The 19,724-nt window shown below is 35.3% G+C and carries 25 protein-coding genes, 1 tRNA gene and 2 pseudogenes; 11 read left to right on the forward strand and 17 right to left on the reverse strand.

The genetic code is table 11. The features are described from left to right. Nucleotides 1–6: 6 nt before the first annotated feature. From CNQ82_RS05670 to CNQ82_RS05730, 13 genes and pseudogenes are all read right to left on the reverse strand, one after another. Nucleotides 7–627 carry a guided entry of tail-anchored proteins factor 1 gene (locus CNQ82_RS05670; protein ID WP_123144455.1) on the reverse strand — a complete coding sequence of 207 codons (621 nt, stop codon included), beginning with the start codon at nt 625–627 and terminating at the stop codon, nt 7–9. After that, nucleotides 620–988, reverse strand: a complete 369-nt coding sequence (locus tag CNQ82_RS05675) for a pathogenicity island protein (RefSeq protein ID WP_123144456.1) — start codon at nt 986–988, stop codon at nt 620–622. Before CNQ82_RS05675 ends, CNQ82_RS05670 begins: the two co-directional genes overlap by 8 nt. A 165-nt stretch (nt 989–1,153) precedes the next feature. Continuing rightward, nucleotides 1,154–1,240, reverse strand: a pseudogene (locus CNQ82_RS05680) (pathogenicity island protein); the annotation flags it as partial. 122 nt (nt 1,241–1,362) lie between these two features. Beyond that, the gene (locus CNQ82_RS05685) at nt 1,363–1,695 is read right to left on the reverse strand and encodes a hypothetical protein (protein WP_123144457.1); all 333 of its coding nucleotides are present in this window, start codon (nt 1,693–1,695) and stop codon (nt 1,363–1,365) included. A gap of 312 nt (nt 1,696–2,007) precedes the next feature. Then, on the reverse strand, nt 2,008–2,205 hold the full coding sequence (locus CNQ82_RS05690) for a hypothetical protein (RefSeq protein ID WP_123144458.1): 198 nt from the start codon (nt 2,203–2,205) through the stop codon (nt 2,008–2,010). Between the two features lie 268 nt (nt 2,206–2,473). Continuing rightward, the gene (locus CNQ82_RS05695) at nt 2,474–4,138 is read right to left on the reverse strand and encodes a DUF927 domain-containing protein (protein WP_123144459.1); all 1,665 of its coding nucleotides are present in this window, start codon (nt 4,136–4,138) and stop codon (nt 2,474–2,476) included. A gap of 4 nt (nt 4,139–4,142) precedes the next feature. Then, entirely contained in the window at nt 4,143–5,000 is an 858-nt protein-coding gene (locus tag CNQ82_RS05700; RefSeq protein ID WP_123144460.1) for a primase alpha helix C-terminal domain-containing protein, read from the reverse strand. Nucleotides 5,001–5,086: 86 nt separating this feature from the next. Then, the gene (gene tscT, locus CNQ82_RS05705) at nt 5,087–5,386 is read right to left on the reverse strand and encodes a type II toxin-antitoxin system toxin TscT (protein ID WP_123144461.1); all 300 of its coding nucleotides are present in this window, start codon (nt 5,384–5,386) and stop codon (nt 5,087–5,089) included. Between the two features lie 94 nt (nt 5,387–5,480). Further along, nucleotides 5,481–5,840 (reverse strand): pathogenicity island protein, encoded by a 360-nt coding sequence (locus CNQ82_RS05710; RefSeq protein ID WP_123144462.1) that lies wholly within the window; start codon nt 5,838–5,840, stop codon nt 5,481–5,483. A 2-nt stretch (nt 5,841–5,842) separates the two neighbouring features. Continuing rightward, entirely contained in the window at nt 5,843–6,046 is a 204-nt protein-coding gene (locus CNQ82_RS05715) for a pathogenicity island protein (RefSeq protein ID WP_123144463.1), read from the reverse strand. 16 nt (nt 6,047–6,062) lie between these two features. After that, nucleotides 6,063–6,308, reverse strand: coding sequence for a DUF771 domain-containing protein (locus CNQ82_RS05720; RefSeq protein WP_123144464.1), 246 nt, complete (start codon nt 6,306–6,308; stop codon nt 6,063–6,065). 13 nt (nt 6,309–6,321) lie between these two features. Then, the gene (locus CNQ82_RS05725; protein ID WP_123144465.1) at nt 6,322–6,963 is read right to left on the reverse strand and encodes a BRO-N domain-containing protein; all 642 of its coding nucleotides are present in this window, start codon (nt 6,961–6,963) and stop codon (nt 6,322–6,324) included. A 31-nt stretch (nt 6,964–6,994) separates the two neighbouring features. After that, on the reverse strand, nt 6,995–7,210 hold the full coding sequence (locus tag CNQ82_RS05730; RefSeq protein ID WP_123144466.1) for a helix-turn-helix domain-containing protein: 216 nt from the start codon (nt 7,208–7,210) through the stop codon (nt 6,995–6,997). 135 nt (nt 7,211–7,345) lie between these two features. On the opposite strand from CNQ82_RS05730, the gene CNQ82_RS05735 reads away from it, so the two are divergent. After that, nucleotides 7,346–7,867, forward strand: a complete 522-nt coding sequence (locus CNQ82_RS05735; RefSeq protein WP_123144467.1) for a helix-turn-helix domain-containing protein — start codon at nt 7,346–7,348, stop codon at nt 7,865–7,867. An 8-nt stretch (nt 7,868–7,875) separates the two neighbouring features. Further along, nucleotides 7,876–8,931: a site-specific integrase gene (locus CNQ82_RS05740; RefSeq protein ID WP_123144468.1), complete on the forward strand. Its 1,056-nt coding sequence runs from the start codon at nt 7,876–7,878 to the stop codon at nt 8,929–8,931. A 167-nt stretch (nt 8,932–9,098) separates the two neighbouring features. Here CNQ82_RS05740 and CNQ82_RS05745 read toward each other — a convergent pair. Then, nucleotides 9,099–9,172, reverse strand: a tRNA-Arg gene (locus CNQ82_RS05745). Nucleotides 9,173–9,510: 338 nt separating this feature from the next. Between CNQ82_RS05745 and CNQ82_RS05750 the strand changes: the two genes are divergently transcribed. Together CNQ82_RS05750 and CNQ82_RS05755 are read left to right on the forward strand one after the other, a co-directional pair. Beyond that, entirely contained in the window at nt 9,511–9,645 is a 135-nt protein-coding gene (locus tag CNQ82_RS05750; RefSeq protein ID WP_095105877.1) for a beta-class phenol-soluble modulin, read from the forward strand. 58 nt (nt 9,646–9,703) lie between these two features. Further along, on the forward strand, nt 9,704–9,841 hold the full coding sequence (locus CNQ82_RS05755) for a beta-class phenol-soluble modulin (protein ID WP_095105875.1): 138 nt from the start codon (nt 9,704–9,706) through the stop codon (nt 9,839–9,841). A gap of 304 nt (nt 9,842–10,145) precedes the next feature. Here the strand turns inward: CNQ82_RS05755 and CNQ82_RS05760 are convergent, their stop codons facing one another. Both CNQ82_RS05760 and CNQ82_RS05765 read right to left on the reverse strand, forming a co-directional pair. Further along, a complete protein-coding gene (locus CNQ82_RS05760; protein WP_123144469.1) occupies nt 10,146–10,946 on the reverse strand; it encodes a hypothetical protein in 801 nt (266 codons plus the stop codon). Between the two features lie 277 nt (nt 10,947–11,223). Continuing rightward, nucleotides 11,224–11,406 carry a hypothetical protein gene (locus tag CNQ82_RS05765; protein WP_123144470.1) on the reverse strand — a complete coding sequence of 61 codons (183 nt, stop codon included), beginning with the start codon at nt 11,404–11,406 and terminating at the stop codon, nt 11,224–11,226. A gap of 199 nt (nt 11,407–11,605) precedes the next feature. On the opposite strand from CNQ82_RS05765, the gene CNQ82_RS05770 reads away from it, so the two are divergent. After that, nucleotides 11,606–12,286, forward strand: coding sequence for a YjjG family noncanonical pyrimidine nucleotidase (locus CNQ82_RS05770; protein ID WP_123144471.1), 681 nt, complete (start codon nt 11,606–11,608; stop codon nt 12,284–12,286). A gap of 48 nt (nt 12,287–12,334) precedes the next feature. Here the strand turns inward: CNQ82_RS05770 and CNQ82_RS05775 are convergent, their stop codons facing one another. Further along, nucleotides 12,335–12,784 carry an N-acetyltransferase gene (locus CNQ82_RS05775; protein ID WP_095105867.1) on the reverse strand — a complete coding sequence of 150 codons (450 nt, stop codon included), beginning with the start codon at nt 12,782–12,784 and terminating at the stop codon, nt 12,335–12,337. Nucleotides 12,785–12,931: 147 nt separating this feature from the next. Between CNQ82_RS05775 and bshC the strand changes: the two genes are divergently transcribed. From bshC to mraY, 6 genes and pseudogenes are all read left to right on the forward strand, one after another. Continuing rightward, a complete protein-coding gene (bshC, locus tag CNQ82_RS05780) occupies nt 12,932–14,545 on the forward strand; it encodes a bacillithiol biosynthesis cysteine-adding enzyme BshC (RefSeq protein ID WP_123144472.1) in 1,614 nt (537 codons plus the stop codon). Between the two features lie 143 nt (nt 14,546–14,688). Then, nucleotides 14,689–15,120: a division/cell wall cluster transcriptional repressor MraZ gene (gene mraZ / locus CNQ82_RS05785; protein WP_123144473.1), complete on the forward strand. Its 432-nt coding sequence runs from the start codon at nt 14,689–14,691 to the stop codon at nt 15,118–15,120. 14 nt (nt 15,121–15,134) lie between these two features. Further along, nucleotides 15,135–16,070 carry a 16S rRNA (cytosine(1402)-N(4))-methyltransferase RsmH gene (gene rsmH, locus CNQ82_RS05790; protein ID WP_095105861.1) on the forward strand — a complete coding sequence of 312 codons (936 nt, stop codon included), beginning with the start codon at nt 15,135–15,137 and terminating at the stop codon, nt 16,068–16,070. A gap of 19 nt (nt 16,071–16,089) precedes the next feature. Further along, entirely contained in the window at nt 16,090–16,494 is a 405-nt protein-coding gene (gene ftsL / locus CNQ82_RS05795; protein WP_123144474.1) for a cell division protein FtsL, read from the forward strand. Beyond that, nucleotides 16,475–18,613, forward strand: a pseudogene (locus CNQ82_RS05800) (penicillin-binding protein); the annotation flags it as partial. The gene ftsL and the pseudogene CNQ82_RS05800, both read left to right, overlap by 20 nt. Nucleotides 18,614–18,756: 143 nt before the next feature. Then, nucleotides 18,757–19,722 carry a phospho-N-acetylmuramoyl-pentapeptide-transferase gene (mraY, locus tag CNQ82_RS05805; RefSeq protein WP_123144476.1) on the forward strand — a complete coding sequence of 322 codons (966 nt, stop codon included), beginning with the start codon at nt 18,757–18,759 and terminating at the stop codon, nt 19,720–19,722. Nucleotides 19,723–19,724: the final 2 nt, after the last annotated feature.

The following is a 19,724-nucleotide window of genomic DNA, read 5'->3' on the forward strand; positions in this document are numbered from 1 at the left end:
ACCTCCTTACCATTTCTTTTTGCCGGAGTGATATTTCTGAAAGTCTTCTAATGACTCCTCTTTCAACATATCTTCAAGCAGCCATGCGTAATCTCTAGGCGTTGTATTACCTCCGATTTCTACTTCATCAGCTAGCATTTGCCCTTTGTATTGATTATGAATATTGCTAGGGTGCTGCTGCTCTTGTTTGACATAGCGTAAGCGTGAAATACGTCTGCCGCCTTCATTCTTATTCTCAATCATTTTACGGTAAGTAGAAGCTACTTCTTGAAGTTGGGCTTTCATCTCTTTGCGGTACTGTTCATGCGCTTTCTTAATGTCTGTCATTTCATCTTCATATGTGCCATAGAACTCTGTAAACTCATCATCTGTAATACTGTAATCCGATGTTTTAAGTTGTTCATCTACTTCCAATAACTCTTGTTCCAAATTCGCTTGGTGACGTTTTAATTTTGTCGCTTCAGCGTATTCATCTTGATTTTGGCAGTGCGTAATTTTAGCATTGATTTTTTTAATACGATCTACTAGCTGATTATATTTTTGTTGAACCTCTTTAGCACGTAATCTTTTGCCATAAATTTGTTTATCAAAAATACTGATTGAATTTTCTTTTACTTTTTTACTCATAATTAACAACCTCTTTTTCGTTTTTAATATTAATACTTTTAATCACATCACGACGGCGCACGCTTCCTCTTATCAAGTTGTTTAAACTATTAATAGCTCGCTCTTTTTCTTCTTGAGTTGTAATCATAAAATACCCGTTTTGTTTAGGGGAGTAGCTGCAGCCGATAGGATAACCGTAATTTGTTGATAAATCGCGTATAATTCGACGCACCCAACGCTCATTAGTTGAATTTGCTGCATATCCTAATTGATTTAAAATCTTCTCTTTAGTAATATGTTTGTTTGGTGCATTAATTATCACATTGACTACTTGGCGGTGTTCATCTGGTAATTTTTGCACCTCGTCCTTCGTTTTGTCCATTTCATTACTCCTTTTCTTAATTTTATGAACTTATGTTTTTTAAAACTATCACCTCCTTAATTAACCTGTATTGATGAAGAATACAACCGCGCGCTCGATTAGGGCAGGGGAAATCGCTTATAGAAACGACTTGACCGTCATGTAATTCATAGCCTGCATAATGTCCTTATACGCTTCTAATAGCCCTGTATAATACCTTAATAACGTACCTGCGCGTGTATCAAGTTGATTAGCTATAGTTTCCATATCCATTGTCCTACTTCTACATTCATTATTTTTTAGCGAGATTTTTACAATACAATTTTTTAAACTTATAATATTACTTTTGTTTAATAGCATGGTCACACATCAGTACCACACTAGAGTATATAACGCTAGTTGCGGCAAGAGTTTGAATGTTTTACTTCTAATTCTTTGATACTTTTTTCGCTTGCATTAAAATGCCAATTAAGACGTGTTTCATCTTTAACCTTGAATCCTGCTTTCATCATTGCACCCTTGAATTGACCGTTTGTGATATAACTACCTTCAAAAGTTCCTGATAATGCTTCACTATATATACGTTCAAATACATGTTTTAAACCATACGAGGAACGTCTAACATTGAATGTTTTTATTTTATTGATCGAGTAACAAAACTCGAGTAATGCGTTTTTCTTTACCTTATTCAATTCTTCAAAGTGTTCTGGTTTATTAATATCAGTCATTTAAATTCTCCATTCTATATTTATTGTGTGTGACGAGTATAGGAATAAAAGTTACTACATTCGACAAAAGTTACTACATACCGCTTTAAAAGATTGATATATAGCTGTTTTAAGGTTATTTCATTGATATATAGACCTACTACAAAAGTTACTTCATTTATAAAAAAAGTAGCTACATAAGTTACTACTTCTTATGAATGTCTACTACATTTATTTATATGTAGCTACATAAGTTACTACTTAAAAAGTTGATAACAGAGGCGATTAAACACACTTTGTAGTAACTTTCTTAATATGTAGTAACTTTTTGTTCTACTCTCCATACACAGATTTTATTTTCTTATACAAATTGCTTCCTTTTCTAGGTTCAATAATATTTGTAGTATCACTGTACTTGTCATCAGTATCATGAGGAGCTATAGTTTCTATATTCATTGATTTACTTCTCCGTTCATTATTTTTTAGTAGTTCCCCCTCAATTCCCCGTAGTTCCTCTTTTCTTTTAATCATTAGGGAACCGTCTCTGTCTTACTCTCTCAACACTTAAAACTAAATGGTTCCCTAAGTTCCCCTTTTTTTGAGACCTGTATAACTATTAGTAAATATACAGATATAGATATAAATGATAAGTACGTCTCTAATATTATTTATGGTTAAAAATTATAGGGAACTTGGGGAACTAATAACATAAAACCATTGGTGTTACAGTGTTTATACGGTTCCCTCTTTAATTAAAAAATGGGGAACCAATAGGGAACTTAGGGAACTAAGCTCAATTTTATTCATAGTCAGAATGATATTGGTTAAAATCAAAATCTAGTTGCTTTATAATTTCTTCTTTAATCGCATAACCTCTCGGCTTTTTTCCTTTATGCCCAACTCTTTTGGTTAATTTCTGTTTATCTGTTATGAGATAGCTTCTTTCGTTCCACGATTTAGTAATACTGTGTAACTCATGCCCTAAAAATTGTTTCAAAGTTTCACCCATTACCAACAGATAATCACGTTTGTATATTGCTTTTACATCACCATTAGTTACAGTGTAATAACCCTCGCCTTCAATGTGGTTGCGGTTAGCGTCCAAATACTGTAAAAGTTCTTCTAGTAACTGCTTAGGCTTATCAATGTTCTTATTGGTTTCAAGCATTTTATTATAAGTTCGGTCTAACGTGGTGTATGGATCATGTTGAAACCCTTCAATATCATTGATGATTTCACCAGCAACCTGTAACAAAGCGAAAGCCCTGCCTATTCTTGCGACAATCTCATTTGTTCCAGCCTTTTCGATGAGACGCTTCTCGTGGCTTTTAAATGAGTTATAGTAGCCTTCTTTGTTTTTGCGGTATTGTTCCATGAAAGCCATGCCTAACGTGCCGTACTGATTGTTAATGCCTTCGTACAAATCAATAAAAGAAACATCACTGTTAAATGGGTCATCTTGCAATGTAATAACCCTAGCACCAATACCAGCTTTTTCATTGCCGCTATCCGCTAAAGATGTTTCACCTGTTGAAAGCATAATGTTTTGCCATGTTCTCTCTACTTCAATACTCGACTTGTTCCCACGACCCTTTTCACGACCACCACTAAATTGGTATATGACATCTGGTATCATATAAGGGTTCGCTTTTCTTGAGTCGTCTAAAAGAAGTGGATAGCTGTTCAAGAATGCAGATTTGCGTTCAATATTGACTCTGGTTGTATTCCATTCACTGATAAGTTTTGAAGTTCCCCACACACTGCTAGCTACCTTTAAAGCTGTTGTTTTACCTCGTGAACTAGCCCCGCTTAAATCTACAATAAAAGGTTCTACATCAAAATCATGAAGCAATATCGAGCCACAAGACGCATACAACATCATCATGGCAGGGTATGAATTGGATATAAGATTAAAAACATTATCAGCGTAACCTTGCAATGTTCCTTTAGTCTTGAATTGGTTCGCAATGTTTTTATAACCCTGTTCATGAATCGTCAACTCAATTTCGCTATCCAACGGATGTACAAAGTATTTACCTACATGGCCTAATCGAGTGACTATATTTGTTATAGGCAACGGGTTCAGTCGCATATACATGCTTATATAGTTAACGAGATCAGTACGATTTGTAGTGTTTACATCTAAACCTCTGCTAGCTAGCCCGATTAAATGTGTAGCGTCTGCTAAGTCACGAGCAAACACGGGAAACTGGTAAGTTCTGCCACCGTTATTAAAGGTCATTTCATAAGTAAACTCGTTTGTTTCAATATCTTTATACTTTTTAGTAATAAATGGCGGTGTCGAAGTGATTAAAATTGGAACAACTTGCTTATCGTCACCTCTACCTTTTTCCACCATTTTATATAACCATCCATTATCGCGTACTTGGTAATTAGTTGGTATACTCTCGGCGGCATTACTATCATTGACGATTTCTGTAATTTCTGTGGGTAGTTCGGCCATTTAATCACTCCTTTCGCGTGTGTCTTAAATAAATACTTTTAAATGTCTTGATAATTTCTTTATCTTCAATAGGCGGCGTACATTGCTTTGCCCAACCATAAGCCAAACCATATACAAGGCTAGGATCTACATATCTACGCAATAAATAACCGATAATTTGTGTTAATACTGTGTTTCGTTCACCAGCACCTACCCCCATAGCGACACTTTGCCAATGTTCTGCACTATGCTTTTTATGATATGAAACAGTAATAGGCGTATCCTCTTGTTTAAACTCGTTGGCCCAACCTTCTATAGTAGAGCAATCCAATATTGGAGCATCATTGTATCTATATACAAACGCGCAGCTTTTATCTTTTATAACGGGTAATGCCATTGCCCGGCTAGGTTGATATGAGCCCTCATCTACTTTATGACCAATTTTAGAAGCTAATACCTTTGTGTATTTACGATAATCTTCCCCGTTAATACGTTCATTTAAAGGGATAAATAAGCGTAATCTAGGGGCTTCTGTGTGGTGGCTATAACTTGTATGCCAAAAGTAAGCAAATGCTCCTAAATGTGCTTTAAACGCTTCATTCAACGCCTTTAAATCAGAAATATCATCATAATCTAATACCAATACATTTCGATAAATCACATTATTATCTGCACGATATTTTTTACCTTTACCACTATCCGCAAGGTCGCCATAAACGGCTACCCCGCGACTATATTTATTGATGTTAATTTGTGGTATAGCTAGTCTATTAACAAGCTCATTCCATTTAGGTTGTGAGAACTGTTTAAATGAACCAGCGTCTAAACTGTCATACCAAACAATGCTTACTTGAACATCATATTCCAAATTAATTTTATTCATTTTGTCACCTCTGAGGAATATCAGAGTGGAATATGCTATAATAAAAATAGATTCACTATCCCACTCTGGTGTGTTTTTTATAGTCCTTACGCGTCTCTTTCGGTTTGCTCGCCATTAAGAGACGCTTTTTCTATTTCATGGATTTTTTCCATAATCTCATTGAATTCTTTCATATACATAATCATTAAATCAATAAGTTGCGTATTTTGGATCCGGCACTCATGATATTTTAAACCGTGCATTTTAATTTCTTCACGACTTAATTTATGGTTTGGCCCATGCGTGAAATATTTTTCATCAAACCAAACAACAGAGGTTACTACATCGTTAATTTTTTCTTTCACTATATCTAAATCACAAAATAAATCTCTTAATTCCCAATTCATTATTAATCGTCTCCTTTATGAAATTTAATAATATTATTATTTTCTTCTAAACGGATATTCTCACCGTACAAGGCACATACATTTTTTAGTTTTTTTATTTTTCCTCCAATCCTTCAACAAAGCCCGTCATCTCTTCAATAGCTATCTTTAATTCTTCAATATCGTCTTCAGTTAAGAATTTACTAATATTTGAATCCATATAATTGAGCGGGAAATTAATAAATATTTCGATCGAATCGATAAGGTTTATATATTCTCTATAATCACCAAGAATGTTTACAATCTCGTCATCACTTAAATTTGGGTATTCTTTCTTTATAATTGAAAACTCTCTGTCATGACGTTCTTGTAATAATTCCACCATTTTTTTAGTAAACAAAGAATTTTTTAAACTTCTGTCAATACTCACAATATTTTTTACATTTTCATAATCTTTACTATTTAATTTTTCCATTCTTAATTACCTACCTTTTTCTTATTTTTAAGTTCTAAAATTCTGCTAATATCCATCTCCAGACATGCGATACAAATATCTTCGCTGACTTCTGGGAAATGCTTTTTAAATACATCGGGTGCTATGTTGAGTAAAAGATTGTGTTGTGTATCTTTTATGTTGTACCAACCGACAATCGACTTCGTAATAATTACTTGTTGTTTCATGTCTGTTACCTGCTTTCTAAAATATTTGATTATGATTTTCTTCGATATATTGCTTCATATACTTTGCGACAAAAGACCAATGGTCATTTTTATGTGCTGGTGCATGTGTGAACTCAGCAATTTTTGATTGGTGTTTGGGGTTCAGCAGCAGCTTTTTCAACAATGTATTTCTGCTTTTATTCGTGTGTGCCATTAGATCGTACATCGTCCACAGTGTCTTATATTCTAATAATGTTGTTGTGAAATCTTTTTCTTGTAGCATATTTTTCACCTCCTTATGCCATTTTCTGATTATTAACGTATTTACTATAAATATGTTTGCTGACTGACAAAGGAAGATTATATTTATCAACAAATACCATAAATTCTACCGTGTCATTTAATACTTGTTGTCTTAACGCCAGCATGTCTCTTGTCATATCTTCCTTTTGAATCATCTTAGGAAAGCCGAACACATTTGATACTGCTTTGTTACTAATTGTTTGAGCTTTGCAATAATCTTTTTTAGAAATAGCTTCAATACCATTTTTCAAATTATCCATTGCTTCTTTTTGCTTTTCTTTGTCTAGCATGCGAAAGGCTTCATATCCTTTAAGTCCTGTGGCTTGTCGTAATTCTTTAATAACCTGCTTAACCCATTTCTTAAATTCTTGAGCTTCGGCACGTCTACTATTCCAAATAGCTTCGTAAATACCATATTCAGAAATGATACTCGCTTTCTGTGTCTTTCTTGCAAATTTACTATTAGAGGTGCTATCCACAATGTGAGTAGTCACATCTTCTTTATCTATCATTCTTAGCATATGTGGGGTCAAGCTATACCCTAATACCTTCGCTACATCTCCTGCTACTGCCCAATACTCACCGTCTTTTTCAATAAAGCGGATTTCTTTGTTATTGAATAGTTGTTTAATCATTGATTATGCCTCCTTTTAACGATATACAATTTTATAAGTCTCTATTTACGTCATCAATACTTAAAAAAATAGGTATGACATTATTAATTTTTAACAACACCCTTCCACTCGGAAATGCTTTTCCGTTTTCAATATCCGAAAGGTAACTTCTAGAAATACCTATTTTTCTCGCAACTTCTTCTTGTGTCATTTTCAATTCTTTTCTCTTCTTTTTCACTAGGTTACTATAATGTATCTCCTTAATCATTTAATCACCTCCTTAAACGTCTCTTTCAACGTCTAAATACATTATAAACACTCCTACAAACAATGTCAACACAAAATGTCTTTATTAACGTCATACCATTTGGTAATATTATTTATATAGTAAGGAGGTTAACTAATGTCTGTTGGTAAAACAATTAAAGAAATTAGAAAGCAACGCAACTTAACTCAAAAACAATTGGCTGATCAAATCGAAATATCACGTTCTTATTTAAGTGATATTGAAAACGGAAATAAAAATCCAAGTATAAAAACAACCCAGCGACTTGCAGAAAAACTAGGTGTAACTGTTGCATATTTAACAAGTGGTAAAAAAATGTATGCAGATTTAACAGATGAAGAAAAAACGCAACAATTTATCAAATTAAATAAAATGCTTAGACATGAGTACACTAGTAAAGAAGAGAAATTGAAAAATGAATTATTAGAATTACTTGAAAGAAAATTATCGTTCAATGAAATACACTATCTCAACAACGCGCTTATTTTTTTAAAAGAAGATGAAAGAGACAATATTTTATTTATGTCTGTTCTGATCCAGCAGTTATACAATTACAAAGGTTCAAAAAATAAAGCTGTGTATGATGATATGATAAGCGAATTTTCGGAATTTCTTTATAAGTATTTCAACATTAAGTAGGTGATTAAATGGCTTCATTCGAAAAACAAAAGAATGGTAAAACATGGCGCTACATCATTTCATACAAAGATGATGACGGTAAATATAAGAAATATCAAAAAGGCGGTTTCCGTACTAAACAAGAAGCAAAGGTACATGCTACAGAAATGGAGTATAACTTAAAAAGAGGGTACAATATCGATAATAATGTGGTGTTTGTGGAATACTTTAAGCAGTGGTATGAAGTTAATAAGAAACCGCATGTTTCAGTGAGTACATTGAACCGTTATGAGTCGGCATATAAGCATTTGAAAGACTTCTTTAAGAATACATACATTAGAGAGGTTAAGCCTACGGATTATCAAGAGTTTTTAAATGAGTATGCGAAAACTCACAATAAAGAAACTGCACGTAAATTAAACAGTTATGTGAGAAATTGTTTTGAGCAGGCTATACATGAAGGCTTAATATTGCGTAATCCTACTTTTAAGGCCAGTATAACGGGTTCTGTGCCTAGTAAAAGTGAAGAGCTAAAGTTTATCAGTCACAAAGAATATATACGCTTAAAACATCATTTAGAAAGCAAAGAAAGCACCTCATCACTGGTGTTGTTAGTTGCACTTGTGACAGGTGCTAGGTTTTCAGAAATTGTAAATATGAAGAGAGAAGATTTCTATGTAGGTGATAATAAAATACACTTGCCCGGTACGAAAACAAAAACATCAGATCGTACTATTACGATAGATACAAATACACTGAATAAAGTACGCAACTTCATTAAAGGTAATCCAACTAATATAAATGGTTATGTATTTACTATCAATGGTTCGATTATTTCTAATGCAGCAGTAAATAAAGCGTTGAAATCTGCATGTAAGAAGTTAGGTATAAAGAACATTACTATTCACGCCTTACGCCACACACACGCCTCTGTTTTAATACACAATGGTTATAGTATACATTATATCTCTAAACGCTTAGGACATGCCTCTGTGCTTGTCACACAATCCGTATATCTGCACTTATTAGAAGAAACTTATGAGCGTGAAGATAATAGCTTTATCCAGTTCATGAATAATCTTTAAGGAAAATATTTTCTCTATCAATATATGCTGCATTTTAACATCACTATTGAGTGGTGTTTTCTTTATATCAATATCAATAGAAGAAGACATTTCGAATCCATTTTCCCTAAAATTTCCCTAAAAAAATTAAAAAGCCCATAACCGCGAGGGTTAAAGGCTTTAATCAACGTCCTGGGAGGGATTCGAACCCCCGACCGATGGCTTAGAAGGCCATTGCTCTATCCAGCTGAGCTACCAGGACACTTTTTTAACACAAGATTAATTATATCTAATTAAATTATAGAAATCAATACCGTTCATCATAATTTTCGATATGATTTTTCACTTTAATAGCTGAATTGCACATAATAATTATAAATAATAAGCTTTTTTGCCAAACAGACACTTAGGCATGCCTAAGTGTCGTAAAATAAAATATATTGTACAGTAATGAATGATACTCAATGAGTTGAGAATTATCATCCAATTTTTCTATAGAGCATAGTATAGTGAAATTAACAAAGGTCAACGAATTACATAAGTGGTGTAAACACAATTACCGTTAGTACCTTTTAAATAAAATAATAGGGGTGAAATTTTATGGAAGGCTTATTTAACGCAATTAAAGGGACAGTTGAATCTGCAATTAATCACGATGGTGGACAATTAGCTGTTAATATCGTTGATATCGTTCAAAATGGTATCCAAATCGCTTCTAAATTATTTGGTGCTTAATTCGATTAGTTCAATTTCATAAATGACTATAAAATATATAGAAAAGAGGAAATAGATTATGCTTACAAAATTAGCTCAAGCTATCGTTAACACAGTAAATGCTGCACAAGCTCATGATTCTACAAAATTAGGTACAAGCATCGTAGATATCGTACAAAACGGTGTAGGAATTGTAGGTAAATTATTCGGTTTCTAATTTTAAAACATACTTAGTAAAGCTATAGAGAAATCCATGACGATGGGTTTCTTTATAGCTTTTTTAGTTAGGGAGAGAAGTAAACTGTCTAGGCGCATAACCGCAGCCTATACAGATTCGAGCCAAACTGTCTAGGCGCGATATCACCGCTTATACAGATTCGGGCCGAAGTGTCTAGGCGAGCAACTACAGCCTATACAGATCCGAGCCGAAGTGTCTAGGCGCGCCACCACAGCCTATACAGATTCAAGCCAAAATGTCTAGGCACGCTCCAGTCGCCTAGATACCTTGGCAATCTTCCTTTTTATTTCTCAAGTTTTACTGTTCCTGATCCTTGGACTAGCACTACATCATCTTTCTTTAAATCGATGTGCATGGATTTTTTCGCGCTTGAGCTATCACTGCCTATAATTTCGATTGCTTTTGATTCTCCTTTTGAGGATTGAACATTGAAATTAGCAGAGTATTTATTGCCAGGTTGTACCGTATAACTGCCGGGCGCTATATCGGCTCCGACTACCCACACACCTGTATTTAAGTTGGTACGATATTTAATAGGCTCAGGAGTGAATTTAACATGCTTCATATCTTTGACTACTACAGTTTGGCCGTCTACTAAGTAAGTAGTGATTTTACTGGCAATTGACTCAGATTTCGCACTTAAAGCATTACTGAAAACATAGTTGCCATACTCGTTGTCTACTTCGAGAATACCTATATTTTTGTTATTGTGCGTAATAGTATAATGGCCTGGCTCTATATCTTTACCAACCTTATATTTTCCTGAATTTTTAGTAGTAGACTGACCTTTAGCTGCTTTAGGATTAAAATTGGAAGGCAGCAATCTATATTTGCTTTCATAATCACTTGTGGATTGGGAAGTGGATTTTTTAGGTTTATCATGTTTAATAGAAGTCGTGTTATCTTCTTTTGAATGATTATCTACGTGTTGATTATCTTTTTTGCTTTGTGAGGAATCTTTATGCTTATCGTCTGCGAAGAGTGCTTTTAAAGGATTAGGGATTGAAAGGGAAGACTTATTTTTAAAAAAGCTCGACCATTCTTTTTCGAGCGAATGATTTGAGAAAATACCAAAGAAGCACACAATTCCTAGTATGAAGGAAATGAGAGCAACAGATAGCCTTAATTTGAATCGTGTTTGCCTGCCGAGTGCACTAAGAGTAAGAAAAGTGAAAATTAAGAAAATGAGTGAGAAAAGAACCCATAGCAATAGATAAACTAGAGGAGAAAAGAACATGCGCGCCACCCCTTATTATTTTATTTTTTTGTTATTAAGTTAAGTATATAAAATTAATAAGATTGGAACAACAAAAATTGCAAAAATAAAAAAACGGCACGTCATCGCACCGTTTTCCATCTACTTATCTTACTGGAGGTTGTTGGCTCCAATATTTAATTTGTTCAAAAGGTTTACCGTCTGAAAGGCGTTGTAAGATAGCTTGTTCTTTTTCGTAGTCGCTTAAAGTACTCATAAATGGTGCAGGTGGCATTTCTCCGAATTTCTCATAGTATTCTTTATATAATTTAGGTACACGTTTATTCATAATTTCAACTTCCTTTCGCATCTCTTAATTCAATTGTTCATTTATGTATTTACCCGTAAATGAAATGATTTAAATTCAATACGTTATTTTTTAATACACACGAGATTAATTGTACTCCTTTTACCTCTAGTTAGCAATTGGAATTGAGCACTTGCTTCACTGCATAGTTATTTGCATAATAGACCAAGAGGTGAAATTTATGAAATACGATACGATTTTGCTTGATTTTGATGATACTATCGTAGATTTTCATGATGCGGAAGATCAAGCTTTTTATCATTTGGCTGAAAAATATGATATTCCACCTTCTAAAGATAATTTAGCTTTATTTAAAAAGGTGAACCAAGCTCACTGGGAAGCATTTCAAGAAAATAAGCTGACAAAGGAAGAAGTGTTGACGGAACGCTTTATCAATTATTTTAAGCGGTTCGGGTTGTCAGTAAATGGGAAAGAAGCGGATATTGCTTTCAGAGACGGTCTTGCGACTGCGCCAATTAAATATTTTCCTGAGACATTAGAAACGATTCAATATTTAACGCAACATGCTAAAGTGTATATCGTGACTAATGGAGTAGAAGATACTCAGTTGCGTCGACTGGCTCAAACGCCTCTTAAAAATTCGATTCAAGACATTTTTATCTCAGAGGTAACAGGTTACCAGAAACCGATGCCTGAATTCTTTAATTATGTCTTTGAACGCATAGATGCTGAGCGTCATCGTTCACTGATTATCGGTGATTCACTGACTTCAGATATACTTGGAGGGTTGAATGCGGGTATCGATACATGCTGGTTTAATTTCCGTCATAAAAAGAATGACACAGCAATTCAACCGCATTATGAAATTACACAATTAAATGAAGTGAAAAATTTCATTTAAAAAACGAGCGAAGTGTTGTTCGCTCGTTTTCACATTTCAATATTCACTTTAATTATTTTGCGGTTCCCAAATCAACACATCATAGCCTTCGTCATTATTTGAGTGTAAATCTTTGAAGCCATGTTTCACAAAGAAATCACGCGATTTGTTTCTTGCGAGCGCTTTAATCGGCAACTGTGCTGATTTTGCGTAATCCACAAGTTCAGTTCCTAATCCTCTTGATTGATAACTTGGCAATACTTCTAATTTCCATAAAATTAAATACTTATCATAATCAGGGAAGTGTTTTTCTTCGACTTCTCCATTTTCATAAAGTGCCATTCTCGCTCCAATTTTTTCACCAATAAAAATACCATAGAAAGGTGAATCAGAACTTGCATCTATCATTTCTCCTGCAAGCTCATCAATCATTGCGAGGTTCGGGTTGCTGGTTTCTCTGAAATCTGCAAATAACTCGTCAGTTTTATAATTGATATCTAAATGTTTGACGTTGCCCATTCTCATTTCCCCCTTCGCTTAGTTATATTAATTGTATAATAAATATTGCTGATATGCATTGAAAACGATAAGCCGTTAAATTGTGTTCTGCCACTATAAACATTATACTAATTGTTGAGAAAACACAGTAGTTAAGGAGAAAAGTGTATGGATTGTTTAACCGCAAATATCAATGAGCATGATCAATTTCTGGAAAAGTTGAAGGAAAGTGATGCATTGTTGAATAGCTTTTATCAATATGATGCGATGTCTCCTGAAAGCTTTGAACAAGCTTTGAATATGCCGAATAACGGCAGAGAACAGGAGTTGGCATCTGTAATCAGTGATTACATGTCAGATTTAGATTTAACAGAGGCACAACAAGTAAATATTGATAAATTAAAACAAGGGGCTAAAGTAGTTATCGGAGGACAACAAGCAGGGTTGTTCGGGGGACCGCTGTATACTTTTCATAAAATATTATCCATTGTAAATCTGAGTCGCCAATTAAGCGAGGATTATGCTAAAGATGTGGTGCCTGTATTCTGGATTGCAGGAGAAGACCACGATTTTGATGAAGTGAATCATACGTATGTGTTTAATACTGAAAAGGCTAAATTGCATAAAGTAAAATATCATACGATGACACCGCCAGAAAGTAATGTTTCACGCTTTGTACCTGATAAAGAAGCGATGATGCAAGCGCTAGATGATTTTTTAGTACAGATTCCTGAAACGACGCATACTAATCATCTGCGCCAAGAAATGCAGGACATTATTAAGAATTATGCATCTTGGACAGAGATGTTTAAAGCGTTCTTGCATCTTGTATTTAAAGAATATGGTGTTTTACTGTTAGATGCACAATATCAACCCTTGCGCAGATTAGAACAACCTATCTTAAAGGAAATGTTGAAGCAACACGAGGCGGTAGATCAAGCTTTCAGAAATAGACAATCAGAAACTGTAGAGGCTGGACTGCCAGCTATGATTCAGACTGATACGAATGTACATTTATTTATCCATGAAGACGACATGCGTCAACTACTCACCTTTGAAGACGGCAAGTTTTATACGAGCAAATCCCAAACCGCTTATACTTTAGATGAATTATTAGAAATAGTAGAAACTGCACCAGAGCGTTTTTCTAATAATGTCGTTACACGTCCTATAATGGAAGAATGGCTCTTTAATACGGTCAGCTTCGTTAGCGGACCTAGTGAAATAAAATATTGGGCTGAATTGAAAGTGGCATTTGAAACTTTAGAAGTAACCATGCCGATTGTCTTGCCGCGTATGAAGATTACATACGTGTCAAAGCGTATTGAAAAATTATTACGTCGTTACCATTTAGAGGCTGAACAAGTGATAGAAAACGGTATCGAGGAAGAAAAGGATAAGTTTATCAGAGCACGCGCTTCAGAAAGCTTTTTACAAGAATTAGATGAGCTAGAAGCAAGACAGAAAGCCACTTATGAGAAATTGGCGGCAGAAGTGAAAGATAACGAAGATAACAAGAATTTAGTAGAAAAGAACAATCAGATTCATCAAACGCAATATGATTACTTGCGCAAACGTTACTTCATTAATATAGAACGTGAGAATGCAATTAGCATGAAACACTTCCGAGAATTGAACGAGACTCTCCACCCAATGGGAGGGCTTCAAGAAAGAATTTGGAATGCACTGCAATTTATGAATGAATTTGGGACAGACATGTTCAGTCCCTCCACTTACCCACCACTTCGTTACACTTTAGACCAAATTATAGTAAAACCTTAGAGAAACAAGGCTTAGGCCCGTGTTCCCGGTCAGGGAGGCGGGTCTTTTTTTCGTGAAAAATGAATTTTTTTTGATATGTTTATATAAATAGTGGAGGATAGTGGGGAGTTGTGGTAAATTATAAATAAGGTGAGGTGAGTAGAATGTTCATGGGTGAGTACGAACACCAACTAGACGCAAAAGGCCGCATGATTGTACCATCTAAATTCAGATATGAATTAAATGAACGTTTTATTATCACTAGAGGCCTTGATAAGTGTTTATTCGGTTATACTTTAGAAGAATGGCAGACTATCGAAGAGAAGATGAAGTCATTACCGATGACTAAGAGAGACGCGCGTAAATTTATGCGCATGTTCTTTTCAGGTGCTACTGAAGTTGAATTGGATAAGCAAGGGCGTATTAACATCCCCAAGAATTTACGGGAATACGCAAATTTAACTAAAGAATGTACAGTGATCGGGGTTTCAAACCGCATCGAAATTTGGGACAGAGCGACATGGAATGATTTCTATGATGAATCTGAGGATAATTTCGAAGATATCGCTGAAGATTTGATAGATTTTGATTTTTAAATGGAGGAATGAAAGTGTTTCATCACGTAAGCGTCATGTTAAAAGAAACCATTGATGAGCTCAATGTGAAAAAAGATGGTGTATATGTTGATTGTACGCTGGGTGGTGCAGGACATGCCCTTTATTTATTAAATCAACTTGATAAAAATGGACATTTGATTGCAATTGACCAAGATTTAACGGCAATTGAAAATGCTAAGACGGTCTTGAAGGACCACTTAGATCAAGTCACGTTTGTACACAGTAATTTCAGACAAATCAATCAAATCCTAGACGACTTGGACATTGACAAAGTAGACGGTATTTACTATGACTTGGGCGTTTCCAGCCCGCAATTAGATGTACCGGAACGAGGATTTAGCTATCATCAAGATGCGCGTTTAGATATGCGTATGGACCAAACCCAAGATTTATCAGCTTACGAGGTGGTAAATGATTGGCCCTACGAAGATTTGGTGAGGATTTTTTATCGCTATGGCGAAGAGAAATTTTCCAAACAAATCGCCCGAAGAATTGAAAAAACAAGAGAAAACGAACCAATTGAAACCACTTTACAGCTTGTTGACGTGATTAAGGAAGGCATCCCTGCGAAAGCGAGACGTAAGGGCGGACATCCGGCCAAACGTGTTTTCCAAGCCATCCGAATCGCGGTTAATGATGAATTGAAAGCTTTTGAAGATTCATTAGAACAAGCAATCGAAAGAGTTAAAGTACACGGACGTATTTCTGTCATTACTTTCCATTCTTTAGAAGATCGTTTATGCAAACAAATTTTCCAAGAGTATGAGAAAGGCCCAGAAGTTCCCCGTGGCTTACCTATTATTCCAGAAGAATATACGCCGAAATTGAAACGTGTTAACCGAAAACCGATTACCGCAACCGAAGAAGACTTAGCAGAAAATAACCGAGCGCGCAGTGCCAAATTGCGTGTCGCCGAAATTTTGAAATAACAGGGAGTGACAAACTGCTATGGCTGTAGAAAAGATCTATGAACCTTACAACGAAAGTTATGAACCCGCTAGACAGACCCCAGAAGTAAAACCTTCGTCTTCACCAGCCCGTAAAGTGAAGCGTAAAGTTGTTGTGCAACTGACAAAGTTTGAAAAAGTACTATACATATCTTTAATCGCTGTCATTGCAATGGTAAGTATTTATATCCTATCTTTAAAAATGGACGCCTATGATACTAAAGGCAAGATTGCTGATTTAGATCAAAAAATCGAAACGCAATCGAGTCAAAATAGTGCATTAAAGTCTGAAATCAAAAAGAACTCTTCTTATGAACGCATTTACGAAAAAGCTCAAAAACAAGGCATGAGCTTAAAGAACGATAATGTAAAGGTAGTGCGTAATAATGCCGAAGCGAAAAATTAAAATTAAAAAAAATAAAATAGGGGCAGTCCTCCTCGTCAGTTTGTTCGGACTGCTCTTTTTTCTATTGGTTTTAAGATATAGTTATGTCATGCTGACCGGACATTCCTCTGGCCAAGACTTAATTATGAAAGCTAATCAGAAATATCTCGTACAACAACAAGAACAACCCGAGCGAGGAAAAATCTATGATAGAAATGGGAAAGTCCTTGCAGAAGATGTAGAAAGATTTAAATTAACTGCCGTAGTCAGTAAAAAAGCTGACGAAGGTTCAGAGAAACCGCGACATGTCGTCGACAAGAAGAAAACAGCAGAGAAATTAGCTACAGTGATTGATATGAAGCCTAAAGAAATAGAGAAAATACTTTATAATAAAAAAGCGTTCCAAGTCGAGTTCGGCCGAAAAGGCAGTGATTTGACTTACCAAGAAAAAGATAAGATAGAAAAAATGAAATTACCAGGTATTACGTTATACCCTGAAACAGAACGATTTTATCCTAATGGTGTTTTCGCTTCTCATTTAATCGGTATGGCACAAAAGAATCCAGACACAGGAGAGCTGAAAGGCGCTATGGGTGTTGAGAAGATATTTGATAGTTATCTCGCAGGTAAGAAAGGGGCATTATCCTATATTCATGATATATGGGGATATATCGCTCCAAATTCTAAAAATGAGGTAGCACCGCAACGTGGTGATGATGTACACTTGACCTTGGATTCGAATATTCAAGTATTTGTAGAAGAAGCATTAAACGACCTCGACAAGCACTTTGAACCTAAAGATGCATTTGCGGTGGTGATGGATGCGCATACGGGTGAAATTTTAGCATTCAGTCAAAGACCAGCCTTCAACCCTGAAACAGGTAAAGATTTCGGTAAAACTTGGGCTAATGATTTATATCAAAATACTTATGAACCAGGTTCCACATTCAAAACGTACGGTTTAGCAGCAGCCATTCAAGAAGGAAAGTTCAAACCTGACGAAAAATATATGTCAGGGCATCGAGACATTATGGGTTCGAAAATTTCCGACTGGAATAGAACAGGTTGGGGTAAAATTCCAATGAGTTTAGGATTCACTTACTCTTCTAACACCTTGATGATGCATCTGCAAGATTTAGTCGGTGCAGACAAAATGAAATCTTGGTATGAAAAATTCGGTTTCGGTAAGAAAACAGGCGGTTTGTTTGATGGAGAAGCGCCTGGTGGTATTGCTTGGGATAACGAATTGCAACAAAAAACTTCAGCATTCGGTCAATCTACAACAGTGACACCAGCTCAAATGCTGCAAGCACAATCAGCAATTTTCAACAAAGGTAATATGGTGAAACCTTGGTATGTCAACAATATTGATAATCCGGTCAATGATAAATCATTATATAAAGGTAAAAGAGAAATTGCAGGAAAACCTATTACTGCAGCTACAGCTGAAAAGGTAAATAAACAGTTGGACTTAGTAGTAAATAGTAAACAAAGCCATGCAATGAACTATCGTATTCATGGATACAGAATTGGTGGTAAAACCGGTACAGCACAAGTTGCCGATCCAGATAACGGCGGCTATGTTGACGGTCCTTTCCCTTATTTTGTAAGCTTTATTGGACATGCGCCAAGTAAAAATCCTAAAGTTATCGTCTATGCAGGTATGAGTTTGGCACAGAAAAACAAACAAGAAGCTTATGAAATGGGTGCCAGCAAGGCATTTAATCCAATTATGGAAAATACCTTGAAATATCTGAATGTCGGTAAAAACAGCGAAACTTCATCTAAAAATACGTTCAGTAAAATTCCAGACGTATCTAATGAAACAGTTCAAAAAGCTGAAGATACTTTGAAATCTAAAGACTTAAAATCAGTAGTCATTGGACAAGGTGATAAAGTGACACAGCAAGCACCAAGTACGACTGAAAAAATTATTCCTCATAGTAAAGTATTGTTGAAAACAGATGGTGATATGACAATGCCTGATATGAACAATTGGAGTAAAGATGATGTGATTGCTTTCGAATCATTGACTGGAATTAATGTTAAAATGAAAGGAAGCGGATTTGTTTCCAAACAATCTGTCAGTCCAAACGAGTCACTGCAAGGCAAGAAAGAAATTACAATCGAACTTTCCGCACCAGATGCCAGCTAGCAGTTAATCAATCAGACGAGGGAAATAAACTGGGAATAGGACGAAATAACAGCGAATAAAATTTCGTCGTCCCAGCCCCTTGCCTGTTATACATAAGGAATAGAATAAGAATAAATGAGGAGATAAATATGGTTTACGTTTTAGCAATTATCGCTTTCTTAATTACATTAATATTGGTGCCTATACTCATTCCAACATTGAAACGAATGAAGTTCGGCCAAAGCATCCGTGAAGAGGGTCCGCAAAGTCACATGAAGAAAACTGGAACACCGACAATGGGTGGTCTGACATTTTTAATCAGTATCATCATTACGACAATCATCGCGATTATCTTTTCAGACAATGCCAATCCCTTTATCTTATTGTTGTTTGTCACAGTTGGATTTGGATTGATCGGATTTATAGATGATTACATTATTGTTGTGAAGAAGAATAACCAAGGCTTAACAAGTAAGCAGAAGTTCTTGGCACAAATTGCAATCGCAGTCATCTTCTTTATCTTAAGTGATGTCTTTAATATGATTCATTTTGCTACAGGAATCCATGTGCCATTTACTAATGTAAGCATTCCGTTATCATTCGTATATGTGATTTTCATTGTATTTTGGCAAGTAGGATTTTCTAACGCAGTAAACTTAACGGATGGTCTAGATGGTTTGGCTACAGGATTGTCTATTATTGCGTTTGCAATGTATGCCATCATGAGTTTCATGTTAGGCAACAATGCAATCGGTACTTTCTGTATCATCATGGTATTCGCTCTGCTCGGCTTCCTTTTCTACAATGTCAACCCAGCTAAAGTGTTTATGGGAGATACAGGAAGTTTAGCACTAGGCGGTATTATTGCTACAGTTTCAATTATGTTGAATGCTGAAGTTTCTTTAATCTTCATCGGATTTGTTTTTGTAGCAGAAACATTGTCAGTAATCTTGCAAGTCGCTTCGTTTAAATTGACTGGCAAAAGAATCTTCAAAATGAGTCCATTGCATCACCACTTTGAATTAAGCGGTTGGAATGAATGGAAAGTAGTAAGTGTGTTCTGGATTGTAGGTTTAATTACAGGATTGATAGGTTTATGGATTGGAGTGCATTAATA

The organism is Staphylococcus debuckii (genome assembly GCF_003718735.1).
Lineage (GTDB): Bacteria > Bacillota > Bacilli > Staphylococcales > Staphylococcaceae > Staphylococcus > Staphylococcus debuckii.